The organism is Streptomyces sp. NPDC102402, assembly GCF_044765765.1.
Lineage (GTDB): Bacteria > Actinomycetota > Actinomycetes > Streptomycetales > Streptomycetaceae > Streptomyces.
Map to the genome: position 1 here is coordinate 289,700 of NZ_JBIWKR010000001.1, position 15,977 is coordinate 305,676.

At 70.1% G+C, this 15,977-nt stretch carries 10 protein-coding genes and 1 tRNA gene; 2 read left to right on the forward strand and 9 right to left on the reverse strand.

Going from position 1 to position 15,977, the window contains the following annotated elements; translation table 11 throughout:
* Nucleotides 1-497 precede the first annotated feature (497 nt).
* The 4 genes from ACIRJR_RS01120 to ACIRJR_RS01135 form a co-directional block, all read right to left on the reverse strand.
* Nucleotides 498-571 (reverse strand) — tRNA-Met (locus tag ACIRJR_RS01120).
* An 86-nt stretch (nucleotides 572-657) separates the two neighbouring features.
* Nucleotides 658-4,317, reverse strand: a complete 3,660-nt coding sequence (locus tag ACIRJR_RS01125; RefSeq protein ID WP_403771924.1) for a S8 family peptidase — start codon at nucleotides 4,315-4,317, stop codon at nucleotides 658-660.
* 797 nt (nucleotides 4,318-5,114) lie between these two features.
* Nucleotides 5,115-6,458, reverse strand: coding sequence for a class I SAM-dependent RNA methyltransferase (locus ACIRJR_RS01130; protein ID WP_403771927.1), 1,344 nt, complete (start codon nucleotides 6,456-6,458; stop codon nucleotides 5,115-5,117).
* Nucleotides 6,459-6,596: 138 nt separating this feature from the next.
* Nucleotides 6,597-8,660: an APC family permease gene (locus ACIRJR_RS01135; protein ID WP_403771930.1), complete on the reverse strand. Its 2,064-nt coding sequence runs from the start codon at nucleotides 8,658-8,660 to the stop codon at nucleotides 6,597-6,599.
* A 368-nt stretch (nucleotides 8,661-9,028) separates the two neighbouring features.
* Here ACIRJR_RS01135 and ACIRJR_RS01140 point away from each other — a divergent pair, with 368 nt between their 5' ends.
* A complete protein-coding gene (locus ACIRJR_RS01140) occupies nucleotides 9,029-9,697 on the forward strand; it encodes a TrkA family potassium uptake protein (protein WP_014153600.1) in 669 nt (222 codons plus the stop codon).
* Complete coding sequence (locus ACIRJR_RS01145; protein WP_277331512.1) at nucleotides 9,697-10,374, forward strand: TrkA family potassium uptake protein; 678 nt, start codon at nucleotides 9,697-9,699, stop codon at nucleotides 10,372-10,374. Before ACIRJR_RS01140 ends, ACIRJR_RS01145 begins: the two co-directional genes overlap by 1 nt.
* A gap of 88 nt (nucleotides 10,375-10,462) precedes the next feature.
* Here ACIRJR_RS01145 and ACIRJR_RS01150 read toward each other — a convergent pair whose 3' ends face one another.
* The 5 genes from ACIRJR_RS01150 to ACIRJR_RS01170 all read right to left on the reverse strand — a co-directional run bounded on the left by ACIRJR_RS01150 (nucleotide 10,463) and on the right by ACIRJR_RS01170 (nucleotide 15,934).
* The gene (locus ACIRJR_RS01150; protein ID WP_403771933.1) at nucleotides 10,463-11,233 is read right to left on the reverse strand and encodes a DUF3159 domain-containing protein; all 771 of its coding nucleotides are present in this window, start codon (nucleotides 11,231-11,233) and stop codon (nucleotides 10,463-10,465) included.
* Between the two features lie 3 nt (nucleotides 11,234-11,236).
* The gene (locus ACIRJR_RS01155) at nucleotides 11,237-11,653 is read right to left on the reverse strand and encodes an OB-fold nucleic acid binding domain-containing protein (protein ID WP_403771936.1); all 417 of its coding nucleotides are present in this window, start codon (nucleotides 11,651-11,653) and stop codon (nucleotides 11,237-11,239) included.
* Nucleotides 11,654-11,724: 71 nt separating this feature from the next.
* Nucleotides 11,725-12,432 carry a response regulator gene (locus ACIRJR_RS01160; protein ID WP_403771939.1) on the reverse strand — a complete coding sequence of 236 codons (708 nt, stop codon included), beginning with the start codon at nucleotides 12,430-12,432 and terminating at the stop codon, nucleotides 11,725-11,727.
* A 55-nt stretch (nucleotides 12,433-12,487) separates the two neighbouring features.
* Entirely contained in the window at nucleotides 12,488-15,031 is a 2,544-nt protein-coding gene (locus ACIRJR_RS01165; RefSeq protein WP_403771942.1) for an ATP-binding protein, read from the reverse strand.
* Nucleotides 15,032-15,199: 168 nt separating this feature from the next.
* The gene (locus ACIRJR_RS01170; RefSeq protein WP_403771946.1) at nucleotides 15,200-15,934 is read right to left on the reverse strand and encodes an ABC transporter ATP-binding protein; all 735 of its coding nucleotides are present in this window, start codon (nucleotides 15,932-15,934) and stop codon (nucleotides 15,200-15,202) included.
* Nucleotides 15,935-15,977 lie beyond the last annotated feature (43 nt).

A 15,977-nucleotide genomic window follows, 5' to 3' on the forward strand; every position in this document is an offset into this window, starting at 1 on the left:
GAGATCCTCGGGGGACTCAGCCGCCCCGTTCGGCGAGCCCAACGCTCGGGAGCATGGCGCAGGTGACCCGTAATCAACAGTGGACGGGACGACGAGAACAGCTCAGCCCAGCGCGATCCCTCGGTCACTCCCGACACGCTTGCGCGATCAGGCCGTCCCTTCAATCCGATGCGGCTTCACCTCCTGCAGAGACAGCCGGGCCTGGAGGTTCGACCTCATCGGTGACACCCAGAGGCAGCTGCGCCGAAGTCAACGTGACAGTCGTCTCTGACACCACAACAGCTCTCGCCGTCGCGGTCGTCTATTTCTCGGACGCAGAGCATCGTGATCGCTAGCGGCTCTCCGCAGTCGGATGGCACGAGGAGGCCACGAAGCGCGCAGAAGGACGCGACGCCCCGTGCGGCTCGGTGAACTCGAGCCTTGAAACACCCGGACACACCCCCTCCGCACCACGACGAAGGCCCGGCACATGACGTGCCGGGCCTTCGTCGTACAAGTAGCGGGGACAGGATTTGAACCTGCGACCTCTGGGTTATGAGCCCAGCGAGCTACCGAGCTGCTCCACCCCGCGTCGGTGAACGCAACCTTACGGTACTCGGAGAGGGTCCTCCTCCCGATGGTCTGTCGGCTTCGGTGCGGCAGCCTGCCCCGGCGAGGTCACCTCAGGCCGATGGCCGAGATCACTTCCTGCTCGACGGTGAATCCGCCCGGCGCCTGCGCGGTGACGCGCAGGGACACCGAGTGCGCGGTGCGCGGCGTGCGCAGGTCGGCCGTCCAGCGGCCGTCACCGCGGCGGTGCAGGTTCACGTTCTGCCAGGTCACGCCTGCGTCGTAGGAGACCTGGAGCGTCGCTGCGTTCGCCTTGACGTCACCGGGGACCGTGGCTGCGCTGACCCCCAGGTCGAGGGTCTTGCCCGCCCGGGCGAGGCCCTGCAGATCGGTGTCGAGGGAGTAGCCGACGTTCAGCAGGGGAACGTCGGCGCGGGCGGCCGGGCGTGTGAAGTCGAAGCCCCACGCCGTGCTGGTCCGGGTGGACGTCGGCCACGTGGTGTTCGACCGCTGTCCGGTCGCCGTCAGTGTGTAGGAGCCGGCGGGAAGGTTGATCGCCCGGCCCGCCCGGGAGTTGACCGCTGCCACCTGGGTTCCGTCGGCGCGCGTGAGGACAGTCCTGAAGCCCGTACCGCCGAAGCCGGTGTGGCTGTCGTCGCCGCCCGACCACATCGGGATGTTCCACTGCAGGGTGCCGCTCACGGAGGCGAAGGCGGCGTAGGCGGAGTCCAGGCGCGGGGCCTGGACCGGCTTGAACCAGTCGTTGTCGTACCGGCGGCCCGCCGTGTAGTGCGCCTCGTCGTTCTGCTCGTACCAGCCGGCCGCGTCGCCGCTGGTGCCCGCATGCTGCTCGTACCAGTAGCCGAGGTCGGAGGGTGCCTGCGTCACGAACTCGGTGACGGTCCGGCCGAAGCGTTCGTATTCGTCGCCGCCCAGGGCCGGGCCCCACGAGGGGACGAAGTACCGCGATCCCTGGCCGAGTGTTCCGGCCGCCGCGTAGTAGCTGCTGTCCACGCGGGCGAGGTCCCGGTCGGAGGGACGGTAGACCAGCGAGTGGTCGGGGACGCTCCCCCGGTAGCTCTGCAGCAGGTCGTACGTGTAGTCCGGGTACTGCTTCTGGCTCACGTGGAGCTTGCCCTTGCCGGACTTCGCCTCGGCGACGAGGCGTGTGCCGCTGTTCCGCATGACCGAGGCGACGGTCAGATCGGCGACGCCGGTGAACCTCTCGTACAGGCGGCCGTTTGTGTCGTTGACGACGATCAGCATCGCCGCGCCCGCCGCGGAGGCCGCCTGGGCGCGCCCGGCCGCGGTGACATCGGCGCTGTGGGCGACGACGACGGCCTTGCCGCGTGCGTCGATGTGCGCGTACTCCGCCGAGGTGCCGGTGCCCGCGTACACCGTCTTCAGCGTGCGGGTGCCGTCATGGAACGTGGAGCCGCCCTGTGACAGCAGTGCGATGTCCTGGCCGGTGCCGGTCCGGGCATCGAGCGCCTTCTCCCGCATCCGCCAGTGGACGAAGACGTCCAGGGTCCCCTTGCTGACCTTTCCGGTCGGGGCCAGGTAGACCGAGTCGTACCTGCTCGAGAGCATGAAGGCGCTGTTCCAGTTGCGTCCCGAGGTGACCGGGGTGCCGTCGTAGGCGCGTGAGAAGTCGATGACCGCCTGGGACGTCTCGCTCTCGCGCTCCGGTACGGCGTATGCCTTGTGCGCCTTGCTCGCGTCGAGGACGGCCGTCGCCCTCGGGTGGGCGGCGTCGAGCGTCGCGTTCGGCGCGATCAACAGCGCCCTGCCGAGCGAGTCGGAGGTCTTGTCGGTCACGTCCATCGAGGACCAGGCGGTGTAGTCGCCCGGGGCCAGCCGCACGGTGGTCTCACCGTCGACGTTGATGTACGTCGGGTCGGTGGATCCGGGGCTGTTCAGCACGACCGTGTCCGCGGCCGGCTTCCCGTCCCGGCCGATGGCCTTGATCGTGTAGTCGTACATCTCCCGCTCCTTGAACAGAGCGAAGCCGGTGTGTGCGACCACAGCGCCCGAGGCGGTGTCGGTGGCGACGACCTGACCGGAGAAGGTGGTGTCGACCGGGACCTTCGACGGGTCGAGGGTCAAGGTCACCTCGGCGGTGCCGTTGGCCGGGACCGCCACGGAGGAAGCCGACAGGCTGTAGGCGGCGTCGTCGGTGTCCAGGGCCAGGCCGAGCGTCACGTCCGCGTCACCGTCGTTGCGGTAGGTGACGGTACGGGTGGTCGCCTTCGCGTCGGCGTGGGGCCAGTTGTACGTGGCCGCTGCCACCGAGCCTGTCGCCTCGATCGTGGAGTCCACGGCCGCGGCGGCGTCCACCCGTCCCGTACCGACCTCGTACGGGGTTTCGGCGGTCTTGTGCGAGGTCGACATCAGGGCGTTCTTGATGCGCTCGCCGCTCCAGTCGGGGTGGCGCTGCTTGAGGATCGCGGCCGTGCCGGCGACCAGCGGTGTGGCCATCGACGTACCGCTCATCGTCCGGTACAGGCCGCCGGTCCAGCCCGCGACGGACTGCGAGGCGGCGGCGGTGACGTCCACGCCGGGCGCGGAGACGTCCGGCTTGAGGCCGTGGCTGCCGGTCAGCGGGCCCTGGCTGGAGAACTCGGCGCGCTGGTCGTTCCTGTCGACGGCGCCGATGGTCAGGGCGGCCGTCGCGGCGCCCGGGGCGCCGACGGTTTCGGGACTGTAGGTGTTGCCCGCGGCGATCACGAAGAGCGGGCCGCCGTTCGCCGACAGGGTGTTGACGGCCTGCGACATCGGATCGGAGCCGTCGGACCCGTCCGGGGTACCGAGGCTCATCGACACGATGTCGGCGCCCTGGTCCTTGGCCCACTCCATGCCTGCGATGACATCGGAGTCGCTGCCGGAGCTGCCCTTGTTGCTCAGGACCTTGCCGACCAGCAGCCGGGCGCCGGGGGCCGCACCCTTCTCCTTGCCGCCGGAGGCGGCGCCGGTGCCGGCGATGGTGGAGGCGGTGTGCGTGCCGTGGCCATGGCCGTCGTCGACATCCTCACCGGTGACGAAACTCCTGGAAGCGGCGACCTGGCCGACGAGGTCGGGGTGGTCGAGGTCGGCGCCGGTGTCGAGCACCGCGACCTTCACGCCCGCACCGTCGTAGCCCTTCTGCCAGGTGTCGGTCGCCTTGATCTGCGACGTCTCGTCCGCAAGGGAGGCCCTGACCCTGCCGTCCAGCCACAACTTGCCAATGCTGTGCGATAGTTGACGCGGTGCACTGCCCGGGGCGACGGACTTCCAGAACGTACGGGCCCGGTCCTTCTCCGTGTGCAGCGCCGTCGCGTGGATCGACGTCAGCGAACGGTCCGCGCTCGCCCCCGCGGGGGCCGCCGGGGGGCGGGCGGAACGGGCGGACGGCGACGCGGTGGCGATCAGGGGGACGGCGTCGGTGTGCGCGTCGTCGTACCCCATGGCGACCAGCTGCGAGACGTTGAACAGGCGCGGGTCCAGCTTGCCGGCGGCCAGCAGCGGCATCGCGTCGACGGGCACCACATAGGTGTCGTCCCCGTACGTCTGCACCTGTACGCCGCCCGAGTTCCCGGCGGCGGAGTCCACGGTCACGACGTCGTGCGCGCCGGACCGGTCGGTGTAGTGGACGAGGTCGCCCGTCACCAGCGTGATGTCGTAGGACTTCCCCGACGGGGTGGCGCCCGGCGCCGGGTCGGCTGCGGGTTGCGCTGATGCGGCCGCAACCCCCGCCCATCCGGTCACGGCCATGGAAAGTGCGATGGCCACGGGGAGCAGCCTGCCGCTGGATATAGGTCTCATGGCAAAGATCTATACGGCGGCCCGTGCAGACCCAAGTGATTCCCGTGTCGGGTCTCCGCCGTGGCGCAGACTCGTCACGGGAACGGTGCTCGGCGCGGTCAGGCGAGCAGCTTGGGAGGGGAACGGTCGCTTCCTTGGGTCCGGCCAAGGACGCGAAGTACTCGATTGTCGCCTTCACGTACTTCGCCGACTTCGGCGTCACCCGCGCGTACAGCGCGTCCACCGCGTCAGCCCCGCACGGGCCGCCTCCAACGCCTACGCCTATCGCGTCAAGCACCTCGAAGAACAAGCAGACGCCTGGCACCAGACCAAGCGCCTGACCGAATACGTCACAGCAGTACGCGACCACGCCACATCGCTGCCACCCGGACAGGAAAGAACAGAGATCGAGGCGTGCCTCGCCTTCACGGACACCCGGCTCCAGCACCTCACCGAGTCCGCCGCAGCGCCGAAGCTGCCCACCCCACCCAAGCCCAGCGGCGACGACCTCAAACCCTTCCTCGGCCACTGGAGCCCTTACGGACCCCGTTCCTACTGAGCCTTAAATCAGGCGATATCGAGCACCGGTTCACCAAGAGACGGTAAAGAGGGAGCCCCCTCAAGCCGTACTCGACACACCGTCACCTGCAGAAACGGGCATCTGGCACCTCATCAGAACGTGCGTCAAACGTGCGTCAGAAGGGCCCAACATGCGTCGAATATGCGTCAAGATATCGCCCGTAACGCCCACAGCGCACATAACGCACACTCGGCGAAACCGCAGGTCAGACACCCTTTGCGGCAGGCTCAAGGATCGCGACGCACTCGACATGGTGGGTCATCGGAAACAGATCGAACGCCCGCAGCGTCCGTACCCTGTACCCGCCCTCCGCGAAGTACGCGATGTCCCGGGCCAGCGCCGCCGGGTCACAGGCAACATACGCGATGCGGCGTGCGCCCAGGGCGACGAGCTGCTTGACGGTGCCCTTGCCCGCGCCGGCGCGCGGCGGGTCCAGGACGATCAGGTCGCACTCGGTGATGCCCGTGCGCGGCAGGACCTGGTCGACCTTGCCGTGTTCGATGCGGACCCGGTCCAGGTCCTTCAGGTTGTGCCGGGCGTCCTCGACCGCGCGCTTGCCGGACTCGATGCCCAGCACCGCACCCTTCTCGCCGATCCGCTGGCCGATGGCGCCGGCGAACAGGCCGACGCCGCAGTAGAGGTCCAGCGCCGTGTCGTTCTTGCGGGGCAGCAGCCCCTGCATGACCGCGCGGACCAGCGTGTCCGCCGCCTGCGGGTGGACCTGCCAGAAGCCGCCCGAGCCGACGCGGTACGTACGGTCGTCGGCGCGCTCGCGGACGAAGGCGCGGCCGTGGACGCGGTGGACTCCGCCGTCCTTCTCCTCGACGCGGAGCACGGAGACCGGCTTGTCCAGCTCGACCAGCGGGAGCCGGCCGCCCTCGCGCGGGGTCAGGATGACCTGGCGGTCGTGGGAGCCGGTGGCGGAGATCGCCTCCACCGTGGCCATCTGCGGCCAGTCCTGCTTCTCGATGCCGAGCTCCGAGACGCCAGGGGCGGCGATCATGCAGTGGTCGACCGGCTGGACCTCGTGCGAGCGGTGCTTGCGCAGTCCGACCAGACCGTCCGCGTCGACCGCGTACTGGACCCGGGTACGCCAGGCCGGGACCTGGCCCGGCGGGAGCTTGTCGCCCTCGGCAGGCATGACCGTGCCGTCCCAGCCGGCCTCCTCGGGCGTGAGGCCCGCGAGGCGCAGGAGCTGCTCGGCGATCACTTCGCCCTTGAGGCGGCGCTGGGCGCCGGGCTTGGCGTGCTGCCAGTCGCAGCCGCCGCACTTGCCGGGGCCGGCGTACGGACAGGGGGCCTCGACCCGGTCCTTGGACGCCTCGATGACGGTGACCGCGTCGGCGCGCAGGAAGCGTGAGTCGCTCTCGCCCTCGGTGACCCTGGCGACGACCTTCTCGCCGGGGAGGGTGTGGCGCACGAAGAGCACCTGGCCCTCGGACGTACGGGCGATGCAGTGGCCGCCGTGGGCGACGGGGCCGACCTCGACCTCGTACTCCCGACCGATCAGCGACTCCCCGGCCTGCGACGACGTGGATTCGTTCTGCATGAGGGGGTGGCTCCAGAGATCAGGAAACGAGGAAACAGCCGGACGGCGCCGGATGACGGCCCGGCGGCGGCCGGACGACAGCCCACCAGTCTACGTGGGCGGAAGCCGACCGCTCACCACAGGCGGCGGGGGACGGAGTCAGCCCTTGTCGCCGGCCTTGTGGCCGGCTTCCTTGGTGTGACGCCGTTCCACGGGACCGCGGCGGACCGAGCCCGGGGCGGTCCAGTCCGCGCGCCTCCTGGCCCGCACCTTCGCGGCCTCGGAGGACTCCAGCTGGTACGGCACCGAGGTCACCATCACACCCGGGGTGAAGAGGAGCCTGCCCTTGAGCCGCAGCGCGCTCTGGTTGTGCAGCAGGTGCTCGTACCAGTGGCCGACCACGTACTCGGGGATGTAGACGCTGATCACGTCGCGGGGGCGGTCCTTGCGCAGGCCCTTGACGTATTCGATGACCGGCCGGGTCACCTCGCGGTAGGGCGAGTCGAGGATCTTCAGCGGGATGTCGATGCCCCGCCGCTCCCAGTCCTCCCTGAGCGCCTTGGTCTCCTCGTGGTCGACGCTGATGGAGAGCGCCTCCAGCTGGTCGGAGCGTACGAGCTTGGCGTACGCGAGGGCGCGCAGCGTGGGCCGGTGGAGCTTGGAGACCAGGACGATCGAGTGCACCCGCGAGGGCCGGACGGTGTCGTCCGACGGGGCCTCGTCGGCGGAGATCTCCTCGGCGACCCGGTCGTAGTGCTTGCGGATCGCGGTCATCGTGCCGAAGAAGATCACCATGCCGAGCAGCGCGACCCAGGCACCGTGGGTGAACTTGGTGGCCAGGACCACGACGAGGACCAGGCCGGTGAAGAAGGCGCCGAAGGTGTTGATCGCCCGGGAGCGGACCATGTGCCGCCTCGCCGCAGGGTCCTTCTCCGTGCGCAGATGACGGTTCCAGTGCCGCACCATGCCGGTCTGGCTGAGCGTGAAGGAGACGAAGACGCCGACGATGTAGAGCTGGATGAGCCGGGTGGAGTCGGCCCCGTAGATCCAGACGAGCAGGATCGCGGCACCGGCCAGCAGCACGATGCCGTTGGAGAAGGCCAGCCGGTCGCCGCGGGTGTGCAGCTGGCGCGGCAGGTAGCGGTCCTGGGCGAGGATCGAACCGAGCAGCGGGAAGCCGTTGTACGCGGTGTTGGCGGCGAGGAAGAGGACGAGCGCGGTGGCCGCCGCCAGGAAGACGAAGAGGAACGTGCCCTCGCCGAAGACCGCCGCGGCGACCTGGGAGATCACCGGGTCCTGGACGAAGCCCGCGCCAACCGCGGCACCGTTGTGGATGAGGTCCTTGGCCGGGTTCTCGGCCATCTTCACGTCGGTGGCCATGGCGAGGCCGATGATGCCGCAGAACATCGTGACGGCCAGCAGGCCCATCGCCGCGAGCGTGGTCGCGGCGTTCTTGCTCTTGGGCTTCCGGAACGCGGGTACGCCGTTGCTGATGGCCTCGACTCCGGTGAGCGCCGCACAGCCGGAGGAGAAGGCGCGCAGCAGCAGGAAGACGAGGGCGAAGCCGGCGAGCCCCTGGTGTTCGGGCTTGATCTCGTAGTCAGAGGTCGGCGCGTGCATGGTGTCGCCGAGGGCGAGCCCCCGGAACGCACCCCAGAGGATCATCACGAAGACGCCGGCCACGAACAGGTACGTGGGGATCGCGAAGAGCTTGCCGGACTCCTTGACGCCGCGCAGGTTCATCAGCGTGAGGAGCACGATGGCGCCTATGGCGCAGAACGTCTTGTGCTCGACGACGAAGGGGACGGCGGAGCCGAGGTTCTCCACGCCGGAGGAGATCGACACGGCGACCGTGAGGACGTAGTCGACGAGGAGCGCGCTGGCGACGGTCAGACCGGCCTTCGGCCCGAGGTTGGTGTTGGCGACCTCGTAGTCGCCGCCACCGCTCGGGTACGCCCGCACGTTCTGCCGGTACGAGGCGACGACGGTGAACATCAGGACCACGACGGCGACCGCGATCCACGGGCTGAAGTGGTACGCCGACACGCCCGCGATGGACAGCACGAGGAGGACTTCCCCGGGTGCGTACGCAACGGAGGACAGCGGGTCGGATGCGAAGACGGGGAGCGCGATGCGCTTGGGGAGGAGTGTTTCCCCCAGCTTGTCGCTGCGCAGCGCCCGGCCGATCAGGATCCGTTTGGGCACGTCGGTCAGTTTGGACACGGTGAGGATCGTAAGCGCTGGCAGGACACGCCGCCGAAGCACCACCCCCTCGGCATCCGGAAAACCTTCATAATTACCCGCCCTCACCGGAAAAGTCCATGGAATCCTTAACGAAATCCTTGCGTGACGGAGGGGTGGCCTCGGGGCGGCGGACGTCCGCCGGGCGCCCCCTCCGGGGGTCGCTTTGCTCATCCGCCCGCGAGGTACGCACACTCGGATGAGGCGGTGCGGTTGTGGCCGCATAAGCTCTTCCCCGGGCAACGCCGAAGGTGGTTGCCCCATTGTTTGCCCCGCAAGCTGAGAGAGAAGTGTGAGCAGGGTGTTTTCGCAGGTCATCCGGACGACCAGGACGGCGAGGTAGGCGCGAGGTGCACATCGTCATCATGGGCTGCGGGCGCGTCGGAGCCGCTCTCGCACAGACCCTGGAGCAGCAGGGGCACACGGTCGCCGTGATCGACCAGGACCCCACGGCGTTCCGCCGGCTCGGTTCCGGGTTCGGCGGCCGGCGGGTCAGCGGGGTCGGTTTCGACCAGGACACACTGCGCGAGGCGGGGATCGAGGAGGCCGGAGCCTTCGCCGCCGTCAGCAGCGGCGACAACTCCAACATCATCGCGGCCCGGGTGGCGCGCGAGATGTTCGGCATCGAGAACGTCGCGGCGCGCATCTACGACCCCCGTCGTGCCGAGGTCTACCAGCGCCTGGGCATCCCCACGGTCGCCACGGTCCGGTGGACCGCGGACCAGATGCTGCGGCGGCTGCTGCCGTCGGGCGCGGAGCCGCTGTGGCGCGACCCGAGCGGCGGTGTGCAGCTCGCCGAGGTGCACACGACGCCGTCGTGGATCGGGCACAAGATCAGCACACTGCAGGAGGAGACGGGCGTCCGCGTCGCCTTCCTCACCCGGTTGGGTGAGGCCATACTGCCCACGTCGCAGACGGTTCTGCAGGAGGGCGACCTGGTCCACGTGATGATGCGTACGGACGAGATCGCGAAGGTCGAGGAGGCCTTTGCCGAAGGTCCCGAGGAGGGCGGTCACTGATGCGCGTGGCGATTGCCGGGGCCGGTGCGGTGGGCCGTTCCATCGCGGCCGAGCTCCTGGAGAACGGGCACGAAGTACTGCTGATCGACAAGGCCCCGACCGCCATCTCGGTGGAGCGGGTCCCGATGGCCGAGTGGCTCCTCGCCGACGCCTGCGAGATCACGTCGCTCGACGAGGCTGCGCTCCAGCGCTGCAACGTCGTGATCGCCTCGACCGGTGACGACAAGGTCAACCTGGTCGTCTCGCTGCTCGCGAAGACCGAGTACGGCGTCCCCAGGGTCGTGGCCCGGGTGAACAACCCGAAGAACGAATGGCTGTTCAACGAGTCCTGGGGTGTCGACGTGGCGGTCTCCACGCCGCGCCTGATGTCCGCCCTGGTCGAGGAGGCGGTGAGCGTCGGTGACCTGGTCCGGCTGCTGCGCTTCAGCCACGGCGACGCCAACCTGGTCGAGCTGACGCTGCCGCCCGAGTCGGCGCTCGCCGGCATCCGGGTGGGCGACGTGGACTGGCCGGAGGACACCTCGCTCGTCACGATCATCCGTGGCACGCGCGTGCTGACGCCGAGCCCCGAGGAAACCCTGGAGGCCGGTGACGAACTGCTGTTCGTGGCCGCCCAGGCGCGCGAGGAGCAACTGGAGGACCTGTTGTCGGTCCGCCGGGAGCCCGCCGAGGACTGAAGTCCGTGATGAACGCGTGGGGCCCGGACCGGTTCCCGGATGCTGTCAGCTGCATCCGCTCCCGGTCCGGGCCCCACGCGCAGGCGTGTCAGATCTCGGAGTCGCGGGCCTCCGCGGCCCGCGCGCTCTGCGCCGCCTTCCGCTCCTTCTCGGCCTGCTCCTCCGCCTCCATCTCGGCGAAGACGTCGATGGGCGGCGGCGCCTTGGCGAGGAAGACCCAGGTCAGGTACACCGCGAGCAGGAACGGCGGGATCTTGAGCGCGACCAGCACCCAGCCGAGCTGGGCGGTGTCGGCCCACCAGTACAGCGGGAAGAGGATCGCGCACTTGGCGAGGAGGATCAGTCCCCAGGCGTAGCTGGCCTTGGCGTACGCCTTCTTGCGGCCGGGGTTCCTGGTGCGCCAGGAGAGGTTCTCCTTGAAGACCGGGCCGAGGATCAGCCCGATCAGCGGCACCCCGGCGAGCGTCGTGAACAGGTAGGCGAGGGCCAGCCCGAGCGTGTAGATCATGCCCGGCAGGTAGAAGTCCTTGGCGTTGCCCGTCATCATCGCGAAGACCACGCCGAAGCCGACGCCGAAGACGCCGCTGAAGGCGTGCTTGACGGTGTCCCTGCGGATCAGCCGTACGGCGACGAGGGCCAGGGAGACCGCCAGGGCGGCGATCGCGGAGGCCTTGAGGTCCTTGTTGATGGTGAAGATCGTGACGAAGAGCAGCCCGGGCAGGACTGTCTCCACCATGCCCCGCACGCCGCCGAACGCCTCGAAGAGCGCGGCTTCCGTGACCGCCTTCGCCTCGGCGTCCTGCTGGTCGGTGCGGTGGGGCTGGTCCGTGTCGGACGTCGGCTTGTCGAGAGACGTCACCGGCTACTCCTTGCCGAGCGGTCGGAGTTCGTATTTGGGATTGAACAGCACCCGGCGTCCGTGGCTCATGGCCACGCGGCCCGACGCTATGAGCTTGCGGCCGGGCTCGATGCCGACGATGGAGCGCCGTCCGAGCCAGACCACGTCGAGCGGCGCGGTACCGTCGAAGAGCTCCGCCTCGAGCGCGGGCACTCCGGCGCGCGGTCGCAGGGTGACGGTCCGCAAGGTACCAGTGACCTTGACGATCTGGCGGTCCGAGCACTCGGAGATGCGCGTACAGCCCGAAGCATGCGTGTCCTCCCGCAGCTCCTCGGACTCGAGGTCCTCCTGGGAGCTGGACAGCCGGTCGAGCATGCGGCGGAAGCGGCCGGACGGCCTCTCCGCCCTGCCTGACTTCTCGAATCGGGGAACGGCGCTCATACCCGAAGGGTACCGGTCTCCCGTGGTGGGGGCTGGCCCGCACGGACACCACCCGGACGAGTGACCTCTGATCACTCCGGAACGGGTCGTCCACGCTCGAAGCGGTATCCCATCCCCGGCTCGGTCACGAAGTGCCGGGGATGCGAGGGGTCCGTCTCCAGCTTGCGGCGCAGCTGCGCCATGTAGACCCGCAGATAGTTGGTCTCGGTGCCGTAGGAGGGTCCCCAGACCTCCTGGAGCAGCTGCTTCTGGCTGACGAGCCGGCCCGCGTTGCGCACGAGGACCTCGAGGAGGTGCCACTCGGTGGGGGTCAGCCGCACGTCGCGGCCCTCGCGGTGGACCTTCTTCGCCGAGAGGTCGACGGTGAACCCCTCGGTCTCGACGACCACCAGGCCGTCCCCGCCGTCCTGGCCGACCGGTTCCGCCCGGCGCACGGCGGCGCGCAGCCGTGCCAGCAGCTCGTCCATGCCGAAGGGCTTGGTGACGTAGTCGTCGGCACCGGCGTCGAGTGCCTCGACCTTCTCGTCCGAGGTGTGGCGGGCGGAGAGCACCAGGATCGGCACCCGTGTCCAGCCGCGCAGTCCCCTGATCACCTCGACGCCGTCCATGTCCGGCAGGCCGAGGTCGAGGACGACGACGTCGGGGTGGCGCGCCGCCGCCAGCTGCAGGGCGGTGGCCCCGTCGGGCGCCGCGTCCACCTCGTACCTGCGCGCCTTCAGGTTGATCACGAGGGCGCGCACGATCTGCGGCTCGTCGTCGACCACGAGGACCCGGGTCATCGCGGACCTGCCTTTCCGGAATACGTGTACGGGGCGGGGGTGCGCCCCGGAGATCTCATGAGGTGACGTGTACGGGAGGGAGCGGGCCGGCCCGGACCTGTCCCGCCGCGGCCGTGAGCGTGAGGACCATGGTGAGTCCGCCGCCGGGGGTGTCCTCGGCGTCCAGGGTGCCGCCCATGGACTCCACGAATCCGCGGGCGACGGCGAGGCCGAGTCCCACTCCGGCGCCGCGCGGGGCGTCGCCGTACCGCTGGAAGGGCTCGAATATGCGTTCCTTGGCCTCGTCGGGGACGCCGCGGCCCCGGTCGGCCACCCGCAGCTCGACCCGCTCGCCCAGGGCGCTGGCGGCGACGGCGACGCGTTCCTGGCCCGGGCTGTACTTGACGGCGTTCTCGACGATGTTGGCGACGGCCCGCTCCAGCAGCCCCGGATCGACGGCGACCATGGGGAGCGTCTCGGGGATGTCCAGGTCGACACTGCCCTCCGGTACGCCGCCGAGCGCCATCGGGACGACCTCGTCGAGGTCGATCTCGCGGATCAGCGGGGTGACCGTGCCGGTCTGCAGGCGCGACATGTCGAGGAGGTTGCCGACCAGGTGGTCCAGGCGGTCGGCGCCGTCCTCGATGGCCGCGAGGAACTCCGCCTCGTCGGCGTCGGACCAGGCGACGTCGTCGGAGCGCAGGGAGCTCACGGCGGCCTTGATGGCGGCCAGCGGGGTACGCAGGTCGTGACTGACGGCGGCGAGCAGCGCGGTCCTGATCCGGTTGCCCTCGGCGAGGCGCCGGGCCGCCTCGGCCTCCCCCACCAGTCGCTGCCGGTCGAGCACGACGGCGGCCTGCGCGGCGAAGGCGCCGAGGACCCTGCGGTCCTCGGCGGGCAGCACACGCCCGGAGAGCGCCAGTGCCATGTGGTCGCCGACGGGCATGTCCACGTCCGCGTCGTCGGGCCGGACCACGGGCGCCGGGCCGACGGATCCCGCACAGGTCCACGGATCGACGTCGCTCTGCCTCTCCAGGAGGGCGACGGACTCCATGCCGAAGGTCTCACGGACCCGGTCAAGCAGGGCGTCCAGGGCGGTCTCGCCCCGCAGGACGCTCCCGGCGAGGGCGGAGAGGATCTCGGACTCGGCGCGCAGCCGGGCCGCCTGGTGGGTGCGGCGGGCCGCCAGGTCGACGACCGAGGCGACCGCGACCGCCACCGCGAAGAAGATCACGATGGCGACGAAGTTCTCCGGGTCCTGCACGGTCAGGGTGTGGGTGGGCGGGGTGAACCAGTAGTTCAGGAGCAGGGAGCCCGCCGCCGCCGAGGCCAGGGCGGGCGCGAGGCCGCCGAGCAGAGCGGCGGCGACGGTCATGAAGAGGAAGAGCAGGACGTCGTTGGCGAGGCCCGGCCCGTTCTCCATGCCGTGCAGGAGCAGGGTCAGGAAGGCCGGTCCGCCCACGCCGACCAGCCAGCCCGAGGAGATCCGGGTGCGGCTGAGCCGCGCGCCGCGTGCGATGGGCAGTCCGCGCCCCTTCGCGACCGCTTCGTGCGTGACGATGTGCACGTCCAGGTCGGGTCCGGACTCCCGGGCCACGGTGGCCCCGACCCCGGGGCCGTAGATGTACTGCCAGGTCTTGCGGCGGCTGGACCCGAGGACGATCTGGGTGGCGTTGACGCCCCGGGCGAACGCGAGGAGGGCCGAGGGTATGTCGTCGCCGATGACGTGGTGGAAGGTGCCCCCGAGGTCCTCGACCAGGGTGCGCTGCACCGCGAGCTCCTTGGGCGAGGCGGAGGTCAGCCCGTCGCTGCGGGCGATGTAGACCGCGAGGATCTCGCTGCCGGAGCCCTTCGCGGCCATCCGTGAGGCGCGGCGGATGAGCGTACGGCCCTCGGGGCCTCCGGTCAGTCCGACGACGATGCGCTCGCGGGCCTGCCAGGGCGCGCTGATGTCGTGCTCGCCACGGTACTGCTGGAGGTACTCGTCGACCCGGTCGGCGACCCACAGGAGCGCCAGCTCGCGCAGGGCGGTGAGGTTGCCGGGGCGGAAGTAGTTGGACAGCGCCGCGTCGACCTTGTCGGACTGGTAGATGTTCCCGTGGGCCATGCGACGGCGCAGCGCCTGGGGCGACATGTCGACGAGCTCGATCTGGTCGGCCCGACGGGCGACCTCGTCGGGGATGGTCTCCTGCTGGCGCACGCCGGTTATCGACTCGACGACGTCGCCCAGGGACTCCAGGTGCTGGATGTTGACGGTGGACACCACGTCGATGCCGGCCTTGAGGAGTTCCTCGACGTCCTGCCAGCGCTTCGCGTTACGGGAGCCCGGCACATTGGTGTGGGCGAGCTCGTCCACGAGCGCGACGGCCGGGGCGCGCTCCAGGACGGCGTCGACGTCCATCTCGGCGAAGACGGCCGAGCGGTACTCGATGTCGCGCCGGCGGACCTGCTCAAGGCCGTGCAGCAGCACCTCGGTGCGCGGCCGGCCGTGGTGTTCGACGAACGCGACGACGCAGTCCGTGCCCCGTTCCACCCGGCGGTGGGCCTCGGACAGCATCGCGTACGTCTTGCCGACGCCAGGTGCCGCACCCAGGTAGATCCGAAGCTTGCCGCGTGCCATGGCCCCATTGTCTTCTCTGCAACCGGCTGCCGCCGATACGGGAGCCACTGTCGAAGCTACCCCGAGAATTTCCGGCATATGGGGTCAGGGCCGGGCTCGGAGGCCGTATTGACGGGATTCTGATGCCGGCCCGGGTGCACGGCTGTACGGCTCGGACTCCGCCCGCGGCTACACGTGCTCGACGATGTGCCCGTCGCTGAGCTCCAGGACCCGGTCGGCGAAGCCGAGCAGCTGGGGGTCGTGGGTGGCGACGAGGACGGTGACGCCCTCGCTTCGCACGACGGCCCGCAGCAGGTGCATGACCGCGAGCCCCGTCTCCGCGTCGAGCTGCCCGGTGGGCTCGTCGGCGATCAGGAGGGCGGGCCGGTTGGCGAGTGCCCGGGCGATGGCGACACGCTGCTGCTGACCGCCGGAGAGCTCCCCGGGGCGCTGCTGGGCGTGATCACCGAGTCCCACCAGGGAGAGCAGCAGCGCCACCCGCTCGTCGCGCTCGCGGGGGTCGGTCCTGCGCAGCCGCATGGGTACACCGACGTTCTCCGCGGCGGTCAGGATCGGGATCAGGCCGAAGGACTGGAAGATGAAACCGATCCGGTCCCTCCGCAGCTCCAGCAGCCCGTCCTCGCCGAGCTCCGAGAGGTCGGTGCCGCCGACGGCGATGCGGCCGCCGTCCGGTGTGTCAAGGCCTCCGACGAGGTTGAGCAGCGTGGTCTTGCCCGATCCCGAGCGGCCCTTGAGCGCGACGAGCTCTCCTCGCGGGATCTCGAAGGAGACGCCGCGCAGGGCGTGCACGGCCGCGGCTCCGGAGCCGTACGAGCGGTGCAGGTCCTCGACCCGCACCATCGGTCCGTCGGCGGAACCCTCGGCCAGGGCCGTGCCGGTCCGCCCGTCGGTGCTCCGTGTCATCGCTCTCCCCCCGTGCGTACGCCGCCGTGCGTACCCGCTCCCT